The organism is Geomonas sp. Red276 (genome assembly GCF_054784495.1).
Window position 1 is genome coordinate 35,750 of the sequence record NZ_BLXW01000007.1, and the last position, 14,592, is coordinate 50,341.

Below are 14,592 nucleotides of genomic sequence, written 5' to 3' on the forward strand. Positions count from 1 at the left end.
GAAGCGGGTGAACGGTGCAGAATATCACCACGGGGTGTCGGCTGTCAAAGTGAAGGTTACTCCTCGGGATGGGGCTTGGCTGGCATTCTCGCCGTGGAGGTAAAAATCGGGGGGGCGAGGGGAAATGGCTTGGTCCTCTTCCACGGGAGGTGCAGAGTTATACCCTCGCCCCTTCAGGGGAGAGGGTGGCCAAAGGCCGGGTGAGGGAGACGTGGCCTGTGCCACCGTTCGAGTTGGCAATTTCCGGCTCTCTGTGGTAGATTCCCGGACTTATAGCCTGTTAGGGACCGGGGTGCCTAGTGTCGGAAAAGAAAAACATCGCGCGTGCCGCCGGGGTGATCGGTGCGGCTACCATGCTCTCCCGCATCATGGGAATGGTGCGCGACATGGTCGTCTCCCGCCTGTTCGGCGCCGGGCTCTACACGGACGCCTTCTTCGCCGCCTTCCAGATCCCCAACATGCTCCGGCGTTTCTTCGCCGAGGGGGCACTGACTTCCGCCTTCGTCCCCACCTTCTCCGAGTGGTACACCAACAAGGGGGAGGATGAGGCCCGGGCACTCGCCAACGTCTGCTTTACCATCCTCACCCTGGTGATGGCCGCCATCACCGTCATCGGCATCATCTTCGCCCCGCAGATCGTGCACGCCATGTTCCCCGGCTTCGCCAGCAATCCGGAGAAGCTTAAGATCACCATCCTGCTGAACCGGCTCATGTTTCCGTACATCTTCTTCGTGAGCCTAGTGGCCCTCTGCATGGGGATCCTCAACACGGTCCGCCATTTCTTCACCCCGGCCATTTCCACGGTCTTTCTGAACATCTCGATGATCACGGCGGCGCTGGTGCTGCACACCCGCTTCGACGTCCCCATCGTCGCGCTCGCGGTCGGCGTCCTGATCGGGGGGATCGTGCAACTCCTGCTGCAGCTTCCCGTCCTGTACCGGAAGGGGTTCCCGATCCGCCTCAACTTCAACTACCGGCACCCGGCGGTCAAGAGGATCGCCCTGCTGATGGGCCCCTCGGTCTTCGGCGTCGGGGTCTACTACCTCAACATCGCCGTCGGCGCGGTCCTCGCCTCCATGCTTCCCGAGGGGAGCGTCTCCTATCTCTACTACGCCCAGCGGCTCTTCGAATTCCCGCAGGGGATCTTCACCGTTTCCGTCGCCCAGGCCGTTCTTCCCTCCATGAGCAGGCAGGCCGCGGTGGGCGATATGGATGCGCTCAAGGAATCCCTCAACTACGGCGTCCGGCTCACCCTCTTCATCACCATCCCGGCCATGGCCGGCCTGATGCTCTGTGCCACGCCGGTCTTTTCCCTGCTGTTCATGGGAGGTGCCTTCGACTACCAGAAGGCGCAGAACTGCGGCGTCGCGCTGCTCTACTACTCGCTCGGTCTCACCTTCGTCGCCCTCGTGCGGGTGCTGGTTCCCGCTTTCTACGCGCTGAAGGACACCAGGACCCCGGTGATAACCGCCTTCGCGGCCTTCGCGTTGAACCTGCTCTTCAGCCTGGCCTTGATGGGGCCGATGAAGCACGGAGGGCTGGCGCTCGCCTCCTCGCTGTCGGCCTTGGGGAACATGCTCCTTCTTCTCTGGTTCCTCAGGAGAAAGATCGGGCACTTCGGCGGGCGCGCCATTATGGTTTCGGCGCTGAAGGGTGTCGTTGCCACGGCTCCCATGGCTCTTGCCGTCCGTTGGATGGTGGGGCTGATCGACTGGTCCCAGACCGGCGGGCGCTTGCTGAAGGTGGGCGTGCTCGGTGGCGCGGTCGTGACCGGGATCGGGATCTTCCTCGCTATTGCCCACCTGCTTGCGTGTGAGGAGGCCAGGGACGTGCTGGGGCTCGCACGCAAAAAACTGCTGAAAAGTGCTGCCTGACGCGGGATTACGCGGGGTTACCCCGCTAACTTTCCTTCCGTTGTCCCCCTCAAATGAAGTAAAATGGTTTAGATAGATCATTAAAAAAACCCTCGCCCCCTTTGGGGGAGAGGGTGGCCGAAGGCCGGGTGAGGGTAGGTTTTAAAACCTCCCTCACCCCTGCCCCTCTCCCCTAAAGGGGCGAGGGAATATTGGAAAGGGGTACCAGAGAGGTAGACGTGATGAGAGCAAGCAACGAGGTTACTGCATATTCTATATACGAGACTGCGGCGGGATTCGGGGTGCTGGCGGCGAGCGATGCGGGGCTGGTGGACCACCGGCTGCCGTTTGGTACCTCTACGGAAGAGGAGGCTCGGGCCTGGGCGGCGGAATGCTATCCTTCCGCCCGGGGGGAAAGCCCTCTCACCAAGGCTGGCGCCAAGCTTCTCAAGGATTACTTCGCCGGCGAGCGGGTTGCCTTCGACCTGCCGCTCGATCTGGACGGCTTCACCAGCTTCCAGAAAGGGGTCTACAACCTGGTCTTCGGGATCGGGTACGGTAAGGTGATGAGCTACGGGGAAGTGGCGGCCGCCTGCGGCTCCCCGAAGGGGGCTAGGGCCATCGGAGGAGCGATGGCAAGGAACCGTCTGCCGGTTATCATTCCCTGCCACCGGGTGCTCGCAGGTAACGGTCAACTCACCGGCTTCACCGCTCCGGGAGGCATTTCCTCCAAAAAGGATCTTCTCCTCATGGAAGGCGCGGATTTTAATGGGCGAGGCGCCTTGAAACCGCGATTTTTAGGTAGGTTATAAACAGTTTTTCCACCGGCCCTTTTGCCTCATTGGTATGCTTTAACTGTTTACCCGTCTCCGGTGGGGCCGGTGGGAGGCGTGGGGTGTAAGTTGTTGAAAATAAATAAGATAACCTGCGTGGCCAATAATTATGCAGAACGTGGAAAGTGCTTAAAAAGCGGAAGTTTCTCTATTTCTCAACATGGTTATCCACACCTTTTCAACAGAAGATGTGGATAAGAATTTGGTCCCGGGAAAATATTAGTTTTTTCAGTCTTTTTCCAGCCTCTTCGCCTCTTCCCACAGGACCTCCATCTCTTCCAGCGTCGAATTCTGCATCGCCTTCCCCTGGGCGTGGAGGCTCTCCTCGACGTGGCTGAAGCGCTTGGTGAACCGGGCGATGGTCTTGCGCAACGCCTCCTCCGGATCGACGGAGACGAAGCGCCCCAGGTTCACGATGGCGAAGAGGAGGTCCCCAAGCTCCGCTTCCATCTCCTGCTGGTCCCCTGACAGCATCGCCTCTTCGAATTCGTGCAACTCCTCCATCACCTTGGCGTAGACCTGGTCGGTGTGCTCCCAGTCGAAGCCGACCCGTGCGGCCTTCTCGGTGATCTTCTGCGCCTTCATCAGCGCGGGGAGCTCGGGTGGGATGCCCGACAATGCCGATTTCCTCTCCACCCCTTTCTCCTGCTTCTTGATCTTCTCCCAGTTGGCCACCTGGGCCTCGCTGCTCTCGATGACCTCCTCGCCGAACACGTGGGGATGGCGGCGGACCAGCTTGTCGTTGATGGCGTCGAGGACTTCGTCCATGGTGAAGGCGCCGGTTTCCTCGGCGATGGCGGCGTGGAAGACCGGCTGGAGGAGAAGATCGCCCAGTTCTTCCTTCAAAAGGGCGGCGTCGCCGTTGTCGATCGCCTCGATGACTTCGTAGGCCTCTTCGATGAGGTAGCGCTTCAGGGAGGTGTGGGTCTGCTCGGCGTCCCAGGGGCATCCACCGGGGGCGCGCAGCTTGCGCATGATTTCCATGAGGCGGTCGAATCTTTGCTGAGTGGTTTTCATAGCGGTCTCCAAAGAAAAGCGGAAGCTTAAAATCGCCCTCACCCGGCCTTCGGCCACCCTCTCCCCTGTTTTTTTCTCCCCTCGCCCCCACTGGGGGAGAGGGGCGGGGGTGAGGGATGGGGTTAGAGGCGAATTCGCCCTCACCCGGCCTTCGGCCACCCTCTCCCCTAAAGGGGCGAGGGTATGAGGGGGGAGGGGATAAGGGGGGTGGGGATGGAAATCATTTTAGGTCCTGAAGGTAGTCGGCCAGAAGGTCGATCTGCTTGGCGGTCAGGCGGTCGCCGGGGGGCATGATGGTGCCGGGATAGAGCTTGGCGGGCTCCCTGATTACTCTAACCAGGTAGTCGCGGTCGCGCTTGCTTCCCTCAGCGGAGAGGTCGGGGCCGGCGGGCCCTCCCTTATCGCCCACCTTGTGACAGTCGCGGCAGCGCTCGTTGAAGATCTCCTCGCCGGTCTGCTCGTGCTCGCGCACCTGGGGAGGAGCTTCTTCGGCCTGTTTCTCCTGGCGCTTCGAACAGCCGCTTGCCACCAGCGCCACCAGCGCCGCCAGCAGTATGGCACGCGATAGCCGCTTCATCGCCTTGCCGTACCTCGGGCGGTCTTGACCTCCATCCTCCATCCCACGCTACTTCCCCTTCAGGTAGGAGGCGAGGAAGTTCTCCTTGTACTCCTTGAACTTCCCGTCCTCGATGGCGCGCCTGATCTCGGCCATCATGTTGAGGTAGAAATGGACGTTGTGGATGCTGGCCAGGATGGCGGAGAGCACCTCGTTGGCGGTGAAGAGATGGTGCAGGTAGGCCCGGGTGAAGTTTCGGCAGGTGTAGCAGTCGCAGTTGGGCTCGATCGGATAGAAGTCGCGGCGGTAGTTCTTGTTGGTGAGCCGGATCCTGCCGCGGTTGGTGAAGAGGGTGGCGCTCCGGGCGTAGCGGGTCGGGATCACGCAGTCGAACATGTCGACGCCGCGCTCGACGCTCTCCAGGATGTCCTCGGGAAGGCCGACCCCCATCAGGTAGCGGGGCTTGTCCTCGGGAAGGTGCGGCGCGGTGTAGCCTACCACCTGCTTCAAAAGCTCGAGCCCCTCGCCGACCGAAACGCCGCCGATGGCGTAGCCGGGGAAATCCATCTTCACGAGCTCTTTCGCGCAGTGCTTCCTTAAGTCCTCGAAGACGCTCCCCTGCACGATGCCGAACAGGTACTGGTCCTTTCTGGTATGGGCCTCCTTGCACTGCTTGGCCCAGCGCAGGGTCTTCTCGGTGGAGCGCTGGGCGTAGGCCTTGTCGCAAGGGTAGGGGATGCACTCGTCGAAGTTCATGATGATGTCGGCCCCGAGCGCTTCCTGGATGCCGATGGCCCGGGCCGGGTCGAGGAAGATCTCCTCGCCGGTGTCCTCGTGCTTGAAGAAGACCCCTTCCTCGGTGATCCGCTTCTTGGGGAGCGAGAAGACCTGGAAACCTCCGGAGTCGGTCAGGATCGGGCCGTCCCAGGCCATGAAGCGGTGGAGTCCGCCGGCCTTCTGGACCAGCGCCTCGCCCGGGTGCAGATGGAGATGGTAGGTATTGGAGAGGATGATCTGGGCGCCGGTCTCCTGGACCTGGAGCGGGGTCATCGCCTTCATGGCGGCATGGGTCGCCACCGGCATGAAGATGGGGGTCTGGATCTCGCCGTGGGGGGTGTACACGGTGCCGCGGCGGGCCTGGGTCTTAACGTCCTTCTTGAGCAGTCTGAATATCATGAACCTTCCGTCTCAACAGGGTAATTTTTTGCTTATGCCACCGACTTTCTTAACAGAGGAAGGCATAAAATGCAACCGCCACGGTCCCCCGAGTATTTCAGAACGTCGTTATCGGTACTGGCGGGGGAGGGGAGGTTCAAGGGGGTACATTAAATGTGTACTGTATACAAAAAACAGTTGCATTTTGCTATAACGGCATTTAATATGCGCCGAGTATCGGTCTCCGGTTCATATGCACAATCACGCTCAGCCTGGTGTTGAATTCATAAGTGAATAAGGAGAGATATGGCATGCAGACATTGAGCCCATGGCGGGCACCCCCACCCAGTTAGAGCGGAACGGCGAGTCCAAAAGGACCGCAGGTTTTGCCCCTGCATAGCGAAGGCAAACCGAAGACTCAAACCCACTCGATTCACAAAACGCAAAGGGACCAAAAACATGCGAATACTTACTAGCACCGTAGGTAGAAAGATCCTGATGTCGATCACGGGCCAGTTGCTGATCCTGTTCGTACTGATCCACATGATCGGCAACACCACCATTTTCTTCGGCGCGCTCAATGCGTATGCCGAGCACCTCCACAGCCTTCCGCCGCTGGTCTGGATCTTCCGCCTGGTGATGCTGTCGGCCATTGCCGTCCACATCTGCTACGGCGTCCAGGTCACCCTGGAGAACAAGGCTGCCAACCCCGGCGCCTACGCCGTGAAGAAGCAGCTCAAGGCGAACTTCGCCTCCGAGAACATGATCTGGACCGGCCTGCTCTTGGCCCTGTTCATCCTCTACCACCTGGCCCAGTTCACCATGCACCTCACCCCGGACGTGGTGGTCGGCCTCGACACCGTCAACCGCCCGGACGTCTTCAAGATGGTTTCCACCAGCTTCGCCAACGCCGGGATTGCGGTGGTCTACTTCTTCGCGATGATCATGCTGTTCCTGCACCTTTCCCACGGTATCCCGAGCTTCCTGCAGACCATGGGGTGGAACAACGACAAGACCATTCCGGTCTTCGGCACCGGCGGCAAGGTCGTCTCTGCCTTCCTGATGCTGGTTTACATCTCGATTCCTGCCGCCATTCTTGTCGGCGCACTGAAATAGGGGGTTTCAAGTGATACTCGACGGAAAATGTCCGAAAGGACCGATTCAGACCTCGTGGGACAGGCATCGCTTCGACCTGAAGCTGGTCAACCCCGCCAACAAACGTAAATACAAGATCATCATGGTCGGTACCGGCCTGGCCGGTGGCGCTGGCGCCGCTAGCCTCGGCGAGCTCGGCTACAACGTGGAAGCCTTCTGCTACCAGGATTCCGCCCGCCGCGCCCACTCCATCGCCGCCCAGGGCGGTATCAACGCCGCTAAGAACTACCCGAACGACGGCGACTCCATCTACCGTCTTTTCTACGACACCATCAAGGGTGGCGACTTCCGCGCCCGTGAGGCAGACGTCTGGCGTCTGGCCCAGGTGTCCAACAACATCATCGACCAGTGCGTCGCCCAGGGCGTTCCGTTCGCCCGCGACTACGCCGGTTACCTGGACAACCGCTCCTTCGGTGGCGCCCAGGTTTCCCGTACCTTCTACGCCAGGGGGCAGACGGGCCAGCAGCTCCTTTTGGGCGCTTACTCCGCCCTTTCCCGCCAGGTAAAGGCCGGGACCGTCAAGATGTTCCCGCGCTGCGAGATGCTCGACCTGGTCGTGGTTGACGGCGAGGCCAAAGGGATCACCGTGCGCGACCTGATCACCGGCGAGGTCCGCGTGCACACCGCCGACGCCGTGGTGCTCGCCACCGGCGGCTACGTCAACGTGTTCTACCTCTCCACCAACGCCATGGGTTGCTCGGTCACCGCCGCCTGGAAGGCCCACAAGAAAGGCGCCTTCTTCGCCAACCCCTGCTACACCCAGATCCACCCGACCTGCATCCCGCAGTCCGGCGATCACCAGTCCAAGCTGACCCTCATGTCGGAGTCGCTCCGTAACGACGGCCGCTGCTGGGCTCCCAAGAAGAAGGGGGACAACCGTCACCCGAACGACATCCCGGAAGAAGAACGCGACTACTACCTGGAGAGGAAGTACCCCTCCTTCGGTAACCTCGCTCCGCGTGACATCGCCTCCCGCGCCGCCAAAGAGCAGTGCGACGACGGCCGTGGCGTAGGCCCCGGCGGCCGCGGTGTCAACCTCGACTTCTCCGCCGCCATCAAGCGCGTGGGCGAGAACACCATCCGCGAGCGCTACGGCAACCTCTTCGAGATGTACGAGAAGATCACCGACGAGAACGCCTACAAGCAGCCGATGCGTATGTACCCGGCTCCGCACTACTCCATGGGCGGCCTCTGGGTCGACTACAACTGCGAGAGCAACATCCCGGGGCTCTTCGTCCTGGGCGAGGCCAACTTCTCGGTCCACGGCGCGAACCGCCTGGGCGCTTCCGCCCTCATGCAGGGTCTGGCCGACGGCTACTTCGTGATTCCCTACACCATCGCGAACTACCTGGCCAAGACCAAGCCGGGCACCGTCACCGCCGACCACCCCGAGTGCAAGAAGTCGATCGAGGACGTCTTGGCCAACCAGAAGAAGCTCCTCTCCATCAACGGGAAGAAGACCGTCTCCGAGTTCCACCGCGAACTGGGCAAGATCATGTGGGAGAACGTCGGTATGGCCAGGAGCGAGGAGTCCCTCAAGGACGCCCTCAAGAAGATCCCGGTCCTGCGCGAGGAGTTCTGGAAGAACGTCAAGGTCACCGGTTCCGGTGCGGAGCTCAACCAGCAGCTGGAGAACGCCGGCCGCGTCGCCGACTTCCTCGAGTTCGGCGAGCTCATGACCCGCGACGCCCTCCACAGGAACGAGTCCTGCGGCGGCCACTTCCGTGTCGAGCACCAGATGCCGGACGGCGAGGCCAAGCGTGACGACGAGAACTACTGCTACGTGGGCGCCTGGGAGTTCAAAGGTGTCGACAAAGAACCCGAACTGCACAAGGAGCCGTTGACGTTCGAGAACGTCCATCTGGCGGTAAGGAGTTACAAATAATGAGCCATCACGACAGCCATGGAATGAACCTTGTATTACATGTATGGCGCCAGAAGGGGCCGAATGAGCCGGGCAAACTGGAGCAGTACGAAGCCAAGAACGTAAGCCCCGACCAGTCCTTCCTCGAGATGCTTGACGAAGTCAACGAGCAGCTGATCAAGAGCGGCGGCGACCCGATCGCCTTCGACCACGACTGCCGCGAAGGTATCTGCGGCATGTGCTCCCAGGTCATCAACGGCATCCCGCACGGCGGCCAGGAGCGTACCACCGTCTGCCAGCTGCACATGAGGAACTTCAAGGACGGCGACACCATCTACATCGAGCCCTGGAAGGCCAAGGCCTTCCCGATCCAGAGGGACCTGATCGTCGACCGTACCGCCCTCGACCGGATCTCGCAGGCCGGTGGCTACACCTCCGCCCACACCGGCGGGGTTGCCGATGGTAACGCCATCCTGGTGCCGAAACCGTCCGCCGACTACGCCATGGACGCCGCCGAGTGCATCGGCTGCGGCGCCTGCGTAGCCGCCTGCCCGAACGGCTCCGCCATGCTGTACACCTCCGCCAAGGTGGCCCAGCTGGCCGAGCTCCCGCAGGGCCAGGCTGAAGCCGCCAAGCGCGTCTGCAACATGGTGGACGCTCTCCAGGAGAACGGCTTCGGCAACTGCTCCAACCACTACGAGTGCCAGGCAGCCTGCCCGAAAGGGATCAGCGTGAAGTTCATCGCCAGGCTCAACCGCGAGTACCAGAAGGCACTGTTCAAGTAGTCCGGTGCCGCATTTCGCGGGTAATGAAGGAAAGGGCGGGGGGGAAACCTTCCGCCCTTTTTTTGTATCTGTACCCCCTCGCCCCTTTTTAACTTCTCCCCTCGCCCCCACCTGGGGGAGAGGGGCGGGGGTGAGGGCAGAGGTCGGACAAAAACCTCCCTCACCCGGCCTTCGGCCACCCTCTCCCCTAAAGGGGCGAGGGTATAGTGAGTACGGCCTTCGGCCAACATCTACCGGCGGACGAGGGGCTGGTGGATGTGGTGTCGATCCTAGTTTGAAGTGGAAATTATCTCTGTTGTCTGCTATTGATGACGGGCTGGTAGTATCTGTGATGCTGGTTCAATGACTGAGACGGCGGAGGTAGCATGCTCAAGTGGTTCAGGAGGGATTCGACCAAAGCGGAGTCCCCCAAAAATGAGTCTCCCCAAAAGGAGTCTCCCAAAAAGGGTAAAGGAGGAGATCTCCAGTCGGCCATCTCCCTCCACATCCAAGGCGACCTGGAGTCCGCACGCAAGATGTACCAGAACCTGGTCGATTCCGGTGACGAAAGCCCCGCGGCCATCTTTTTACTCTGCACCGCGCTCGTTCAACAGGAGCGGGTGGGCGATACCATCCCGTACCTCGAAGGGATGCCGCATCCCAACGAGATCTCTCTCGATATCATCTCGGTCGTCGACCATGAAACCTGCACGGAGCTCATCAAGGCCGCCCTGGCCGCCGGTGACGGGTACAAGAAGGCGCGACAGGTCAACGCGGCCCGCGGCTGGTACGTGATCGCCACCGCCATCGATCATCGCGCCGTGGAGGCGCACTTCCGTCTCGGCGACCTGCTGCACGATCTCAAACAGTATGACGATGCGGAGGAGGCTCTCAAAACCGCCCTCCGCATCGATCCCGAGCACTGGTTAAGCCTTTACACGTACGGTGTCCTCTGCCAGGACCTCGGACGCGACTTCGAGGCCATCGACCACTACCGGCAGGCGCTCAACATCTTCGAAGGGCACGCCAAGCTGCACAACAACCTGGGCTCGGCCCTGCTTAACGTCGGCAAGGTCTTCGACGCGCTTCCGCACTTCCAGCGGGCGGTCGAGCTCGACGAGACTCTCGCCTTCGCCCATTCCAACATGGGGACCGTCCTCAACCTGGCAGGAAACTGGCGTGCGGCCCTGGTCGCCTTCGAAAACGCACTGAAGCTCGGCACCACTACCGGGGTCTGGGTCAAGCATGCCCTGGTAATGCCTCCGGTACCCGCCTCGGTCGAGGAGATCGAACACTGCCGGGAGCGGATGCGGCGGGACCTGGTCGAGATGGCCAAGATCAATCCCCGCATGATCGATCCGGTGCGCGAGGTCGGCATCACCCCGTTCTATCTTGCCTTCCACGGCATGAACGATCTCCCGCTGATGAAACAGCTGGCCGACTTCTTCCAGGCGAGCTGCCCGCAGCTGAACTTCCTCGCGAGCCACTGCGCCACCCTCGCCGACACTCCCGCCCCCGGCGGGAAGATCCGGATCGGCTTCTTCTCCAACTACCTCTTCGACCATCCGCTCGGGCACTTCCTTTTGGAGCTGATCAGAAGGATCTCCCGCGACCGTTTCGAGGTGGTGGTGATCTCCACCTTCGGCCGCCAGGACCAGGTGACCGCCGGGGTCCTCGAGAACGTGGAGGCGATCGCGGTCCCGATGGTGCTGAACGTCGCCCAGAAGCTCGTGGCGGATGCCAAGCTCGACATGCTGGTCTACGGCGACATCGGGATGGAGCCGCTTAGTTACTTCCTGGCCTTCGGACGCCTCGCACCGGTCCAGGTCGCCCTTTGCGGGCATCCGGTCTCTACCGCCATCCCCAACATCGACTACTTCGTGTCTCAGGCCGGCTGCGAGCCCGCCGACGCGGCGGCTAACTACAGCGAGAAGCTTCTCTGCCTGAGCGAGAAGAGCACCTACCTCTTCGTGGAGCGCCCTTCGGCACTCAGGACCGCCCGGACCCGCGCCGACTTCGACCTGCAGGAGGGGACGCATCTCTACCTCTGCAGCCAGTCTCTCTTCAAGATCCACCCCGACATGGACACGATCTTCGCCGAGATCCTCAAGAAGGACCCGGAGGCCGTGCTGGTGATCTTCCAGCGGGAGGTGCAGCAGTGGAACGAGCTCATCCTGGAAAGGCTCAAGGGGGCCGGCGTGGATCTCTCCCGGGTGCTCTTCATCCTGCGGCTTCCCTATGGAGACTACCTGGAGCTCACCAGGCTCGTGGACGTGGTGCTCGACACGCTTCATGTCAGCGGCGGAGTGACCAGTTTTGACGCCTTCGCGGTCGGCACCCCGGTGGTCACTCTCCCCGGCGCCTTCATGCGCGGGCGCCTGACGCTGAGCCTCTACCGCCGGATGGGGATCGACGACTGCGTGGTGGAGAGCACCGCGGCCTACGTCGAGAAAGCGGTCGCCATCGCCAGCGATCGGGATCTCCGCTCGCGCATCAGCGCTAAGATCAACGAGGCTTCGCCGGCGATCTTCGGGGACGAGGGGATGATACGCGAGCTGGAAGGGCTGCTGGTCGAGGCGTATAGCAAGCGGTAAAACCTGCCCTCACCCGGCCTTCGGCCACCCTCTCCCCCTAGGGGGGCGAGGGTATAGTAAGTCCGGCCTTCGGCCACCCTCTCCCCCTAGGGGGGCGAGGGTATAGGTAAGGCAGCAACCTCTCCTTGGGGAGAGGATTCAAAACGAAAGGCCGAGTTTCCATCAGGAAGCTCGGCCTTTTCTTTTAATTACTCGCCAATCAGGTTAAAAGTTACCCCAAGCCGAGCTTTTTCCTGACTATCTTCAGGTTGGTCTCGATCAGCTTGTCGCCGGGGTTGAGGAGCGCGGCTTCCTCCCATACGGCGAGCGCCTTCTCGTGCTCTCCCTGGCGGTAGTGGTCGAGCCCGTCTTCGAGGAGTTTGTTGAACCGCTGCTTGGCGTTCGGCTCGGCCTGGTTCTTCTCTTCGATCTTCTCGTTGAGCTTTTCCTGGATCTCCTTCTCCACCGCCACGTGCTGCTCCTCGAGGAGCTGCTGCAGGACGCTGCGCCCCAGGGAAAGGGCGGCGGGGGTGCCGCGCTTGAGCCGGACCTTGCCGTCCAAAATGACCAGGGTGACGATCTGCTGGCCCGGTTCCACATACTCGCTTTGCACCTGGAACAGGCGGTCGCGTACCCGCACCCCGGAGAGGGCGCCGGTGGGGACCTCGGGACTGGCGGGGGCCTGGTTACGGCCGGCCGGCATCTCCATCCTCCCCAGCTCGGTGTAGTCGACCGGGTCGACGAGGATGGTGAATCTCCCCGACGAGAGCCCCATCACCTTCTCGAGGGCCGTCGACCGCCCCTGCTTTTCGAGCTCGAAGTTGCCGGACCGGCAACGCAGGGTGACGTTCACCCCCTCGCCGCTGATCTCGATCCCGCCCGTGATACCCTTCAGCTCGCAAAAACGCATCACCTTCGGGAGGGGGAACTGGGCCAGGTCGCCCCGGAAGGCCTGCCCGCTGCCGCTCTTCTTCTTGAGGACGCTCTTCACCTTGGCGGCGAACACGCGGTGGTCGATCGGCTTCAGCAGGAAGTCGTCCGCCCCCCGCTCCAGCCCCTCGATGATGATGTCCGGATCGGACATCGAGGAGAGGAAGAGGAAGGGGGTGTGGCGGGCGGGAAACCTTTCCAGGAAGGCTTCCCGAAAGCCGAAGCCGTCCATGTCCGGCATCATCAGGTCGGATACGATCAGCTCCGGTTCGGCCTGCTCGAGGTAGGGAAGGGCCGCCAGGGGCGAATTGAAGGTGATGGTCTCGTAGCCGGCTTCGGCCAGGCTGGCGGAGCAGACTTCCAGGACGAGTTCGTCGTCATCAACGAGGAGGATCATGGGTTTCCGGTAACTCCTTTATTCGGAAAGTGCAGCAATCAGCTGTTCGATCGAAAGCTCGAGCTCGGTCCGCTCCTCGACCGACTGCGCGCAGACCACCATCAGGAAGTAGGGTTCCCCCCGCACGGCGAAACGGCGCAGGACCACCTTGTCGGTGTAGTTGATGTCCATCGAGATGATGTCGGCGCCGCTCTCCCCGAGCAGCATGGCTCCGCGCTCGAGGGCGTTGCCGAGGACCGAGGTGAAGGCGGCGAGGATGTCGCCCCCGACCGGGGAGTTGAAGTCGGCCAGCGGAAGCCCCTTGTGGTCGGCCACCACGGCACCGATGAAGTCACCGCGCTTGCAGAGCGAGGTGAGGATGTACTGAAGCCTGTCGCCGCGGTAGGCGAACTGCGGGATGGCCTCTTCTTCAAGCTCGATGACCGGCGCGGCCGGCGGGGCGTCGGACCGGTCGGACGGGTCGGACCTGTCGGACGGGGAAGCCGGCGCGGCGGCGGGTGCGGCGGGTGCGGCGGGCGCGGCGGGCGCGGCCGGGCGGGGGGCTGCCCGCAGCCCCATCAGCTCCTCTACCAGGCGCGCGGTCTCCTGAAGCTCAGAACAGCCCTGCAACAAGCTCATCGCTCACCCCCGTCTGTCTCGCGATTTCCCGCTCCTTGAGCTCCAGGGCGAGATCCATGTAGCACTTGGCCCCTTGCTGCCCCTCGGCAAGCAAGGCCACCGGCAACGACCGGACGCTCGCCTTTTCGAAGGTGGCAAGGTACGGAATGGTGTTGCGGAAAAAGAGCTCCGGCGGCAGCGAGGCGCGGAACTCGCTCCCCAACTCCCGCTCGGTCTCGTTGTTCTGGTCGAACATGGTCATGAGGACCCCCTCGATGGACAGCCCGGGGTTGTGGTGATCCCGCACCCAGCGGACCAGGTTCAAAAGAAGCGGCAGGCTCTTGATGGCCAGCGCCCGGCAGAGGACCACCGGGATGACGGCGTCGCTCGCCAAAAGAAGGGAGGTGACCAGCCCTCCCACGCCCGCCGGGGCGTCGATCAGGAGATAGTCGAACCCTGCCGCGATCTCCCGGACGCCGGCGGTCAGCCGCCCGTCCTTGGCGAACTCGTCGAGCATGAAGACGTCCTCGGGATCGAGCCTCCCGATCCCGGCCACCGCCAGGTTCGGGTCCTTGGTGTGCATGACGATGTCGGAAAGCCCCTTTCCCCCCATGAGCTGGTTGATCAGCCCGAGGTCGGTGCGCTTTTTAAGGTTGGTGGCCAACGTGAGCCCTCCCTGGGGGTCACAGTCCAAAAGCAGGACGCGGTTGCCGAACCTGCTCAGGCTGTAGCCCAGGTTGAGGACGGTGGTGGTCTTGCCGACTCCCCCCTTCTGGCTGGCTATGGTTATCACTCTCCCCATAATGGATCTCCTTGAGATTTATCGGTTGTAACGGCTCCTGCCGGCATTACCCCTCTCCCTCACCCTGACCCTCTCCCGGAGGGAGAGGGAGGGTTC

12 protein-coding genes are annotated in these 14,592 nt (G+C 62.0%); 6 read left to right on the forward strand and 6 right to left on the reverse strand.

Translation table 11 applies throughout. The features are described 5' to 3' along the window. Positions 1–299 precede the first annotated feature (299 nt). A complete protein-coding gene (murJ, locus tag ACYVL5_RS06775; RefSeq protein WP_460594795.1) occupies positions 300–1,874 on the forward strand; it encodes a murein biosynthesis integral membrane protein MurJ in 1,575 nt (524 codons plus the stop codon). Positions 1,875–2,095: 221 nt separating this feature from the next. After that, a complete protein-coding gene (locus tag ACYVL5_RS06780) occupies positions 2,096–2,665 on the forward strand; it encodes a methylated-DNA--[protein]-cysteine S-methyltransferase (protein WP_460594796.1) in 570 nt (189 codons plus the stop codon). Positions 2,666–2,914: 249 nt separating this feature from the next. Here the strand turns inward: ACYVL5_RS06780 and mazG are convergent, their stop codons facing one another. The 3 genes from mazG to tgt all read right to left on the reverse strand — a co-directional run bounded on the left by mazG (position 2,915) and on the right by tgt (position 5,435). Beyond that, positions 2,915–3,703 (reverse strand): nucleoside triphosphate pyrophosphohydrolase, encoded by a 789-nt coding sequence (gene mazG / locus ACYVL5_RS06785; RefSeq protein WP_460594797.1) that lies wholly within the window; start codon positions 3,701–3,703, stop codon positions 2,915–2,917. A 220-nt stretch (positions 3,704–3,923) separates the two neighbouring features. Next, the gene (locus ACYVL5_RS06790) at positions 3,924–4,322 is read right to left on the reverse strand and encodes a c-type cytochrome (protein ID WP_460594798.1); all 399 of its coding nucleotides are present in this window, start codon (positions 4,320–4,322) and stop codon (positions 3,924–3,926) included. Positions 4,323–4,328: 6 nt separating this feature from the next. Continuing rightward, a complete protein-coding gene (gene tgt / locus ACYVL5_RS06795; RefSeq protein WP_460594799.1) occupies positions 4,329–5,435 on the reverse strand; it encodes a tRNA guanosine(34) transglycosylase Tgt in 1,107 nt (368 codons plus the stop codon). Between the two features lie 438 nt (positions 5,436–5,873). Between tgt and ACYVL5_RS06800 the strand changes: the two genes are divergently transcribed. The 4 genes from ACYVL5_RS06800 (at position 5,874) to ACYVL5_RS06815 (ending at position 11,791) form a co-directional block, all read left to right on the forward strand. Beyond that, complete coding sequence (locus ACYVL5_RS06800) at positions 5,874–6,530, forward strand: succinate dehydrogenase cytochrome b subunit (RefSeq protein WP_460594800.1); 657 nt, start codon at positions 5,874–5,876, stop codon at positions 6,528–6,530. 10 nt (positions 6,531–6,540) lie between these two features. Beyond that, the gene (locus tag ACYVL5_RS06805; protein WP_460594801.1) at positions 6,541–8,454 is read left to right on the forward strand and encodes a fumarate reductase/succinate dehydrogenase flavoprotein subunit; all 1,914 of its coding nucleotides are present in this window, start codon (positions 6,541–6,543) and stop codon (positions 8,452–8,454) included. A 23-nt stretch (positions 8,455–8,477) separates the two neighbouring features. Beyond that, on the forward strand, positions 8,478–9,218 hold the full coding sequence (locus ACYVL5_RS06810) for a succinate dehydrogenase/fumarate reductase iron-sulfur subunit (protein ID WP_460594917.1): 741 nt from the start codon (positions 8,478–8,480) through the stop codon (positions 9,216–9,218). A 365-nt stretch (positions 9,219–9,583) separates the two neighbouring features. Further along, positions 9,584–11,791 carry a tetratricopeptide repeat protein gene (locus tag ACYVL5_RS06815; RefSeq protein ID WP_460594802.1) on the forward strand — a complete coding sequence of 736 codons (2,208 nt, stop codon included), beginning with the start codon at positions 9,584–9,586 and terminating at the stop codon, positions 11,789–11,791. A 211-nt stretch (positions 11,792–12,002) separates the two neighbouring features. Here the strand turns inward: ACYVL5_RS06815 and ACYVL5_RS06820 are convergent, their stop codons facing one another. The 3 genes from ACYVL5_RS06820 to ACYVL5_RS06830 are packed head-to-tail and all read right to left on the reverse strand — an operon-like array spanning position 12,003 to position 14,496. Continuing rightward, positions 12,003–13,097 carry a response regulator gene (locus ACYVL5_RS06820; RefSeq protein WP_460594803.1) on the reverse strand — a complete coding sequence of 365 codons (1,095 nt, stop codon included), beginning with the start codon at positions 13,095–13,097 and terminating at the stop codon, positions 12,003–12,005. 18 nt (positions 13,098–13,115) lie between these two features. After that, a complete protein-coding gene (locus ACYVL5_RS06825; protein WP_460594804.1) occupies positions 13,116–13,715 on the reverse strand; it encodes a hypothetical protein in 600 nt (199 codons plus the stop codon). Beyond that, on the reverse strand, positions 13,690–14,496 hold the full coding sequence (locus tag ACYVL5_RS06830; RefSeq protein ID WP_460594805.1) for a ParA family protein: 807 nt from the start codon (positions 14,494–14,496) through the stop codon (positions 13,690–13,692). The genes ACYVL5_RS06825 and ACYVL5_RS06830 overlap by 26 nt, the downstream gene beginning before the upstream one ends. Between the last annotated feature and the right edge of the window lie 96 nt (positions 14,497–14,592).

Excerpts from the sequence above, each read along its gene's own strand:
- ACYVL5_RS06810 (WP_460594917.1), top strand. The coding sequence starts at position 8,478 with ATGAACCTTGTATTACATGTATGGCGCCAGAAGGGGCCGAATGAGCCG.
- ACYVL5_RS06830 (WP_460594805.1), bottom strand. The coding sequence starts at position 14,496 with ATGGGGAGAGTGATAACCATAGCCAGCCAGAAGGGGGGAGTCGGCAAG.
- tgt (WP_460594799.1), bottom strand. The coding sequence starts at position 5,435 with ATGATATTCAGACTGCTCAAGAAGGACGTTAAGACCCAGGCCCGCCGC.
- ACYVL5_RS06780 (WP_460594796.1), top strand. The coding sequence starts at position 2,096 with ATGAGAGCAAGCAACGAGGTTACTGCATATTCTATATACGAGACTGCG.
- ACYVL5_RS06820 (WP_460594803.1), bottom strand. The coding sequence starts at position 13,097 with ATGATCCTCCTCGTTGATGACGACGAACTCGTCCTGGAAGTCTGCTCC.
- ACYVL5_RS06790 (WP_460594798.1), bottom strand. The coding sequence starts at position 4,322 with ATGGAGGATGGAGGTCAAGACCGCCCGAGGTACGGCAAGGCGATGAAG.
- mazG (WP_460594797.1), bottom strand. The coding sequence starts at position 3,703 with ATGAAAACCACTCAGCAAAGATTCGACCGCCTCATGGAAATCATGCGC.
- ACYVL5_RS06800 (WP_460594800.1), top strand. The coding sequence starts at position 5,874 with ATGCGAATACTTACTAGCACCGTAGGTAGAAAGATCCTGATGTCGATC.
- ACYVL5_RS06825 (WP_460594804.1), bottom strand. The coding sequence starts at position 13,715 with ATGAGCTTGTTGCAGGGCTGTTCTGAGCTTCAGGAGACCGCGCGCCTG.
- ACYVL5_RS06815 (WP_460594802.1), top strand. The coding sequence starts at position 9,584 with ATGCTCAAGTGGTTCAGGAGGGATTCGACCAAAGCGGAGTCCCCCAAA.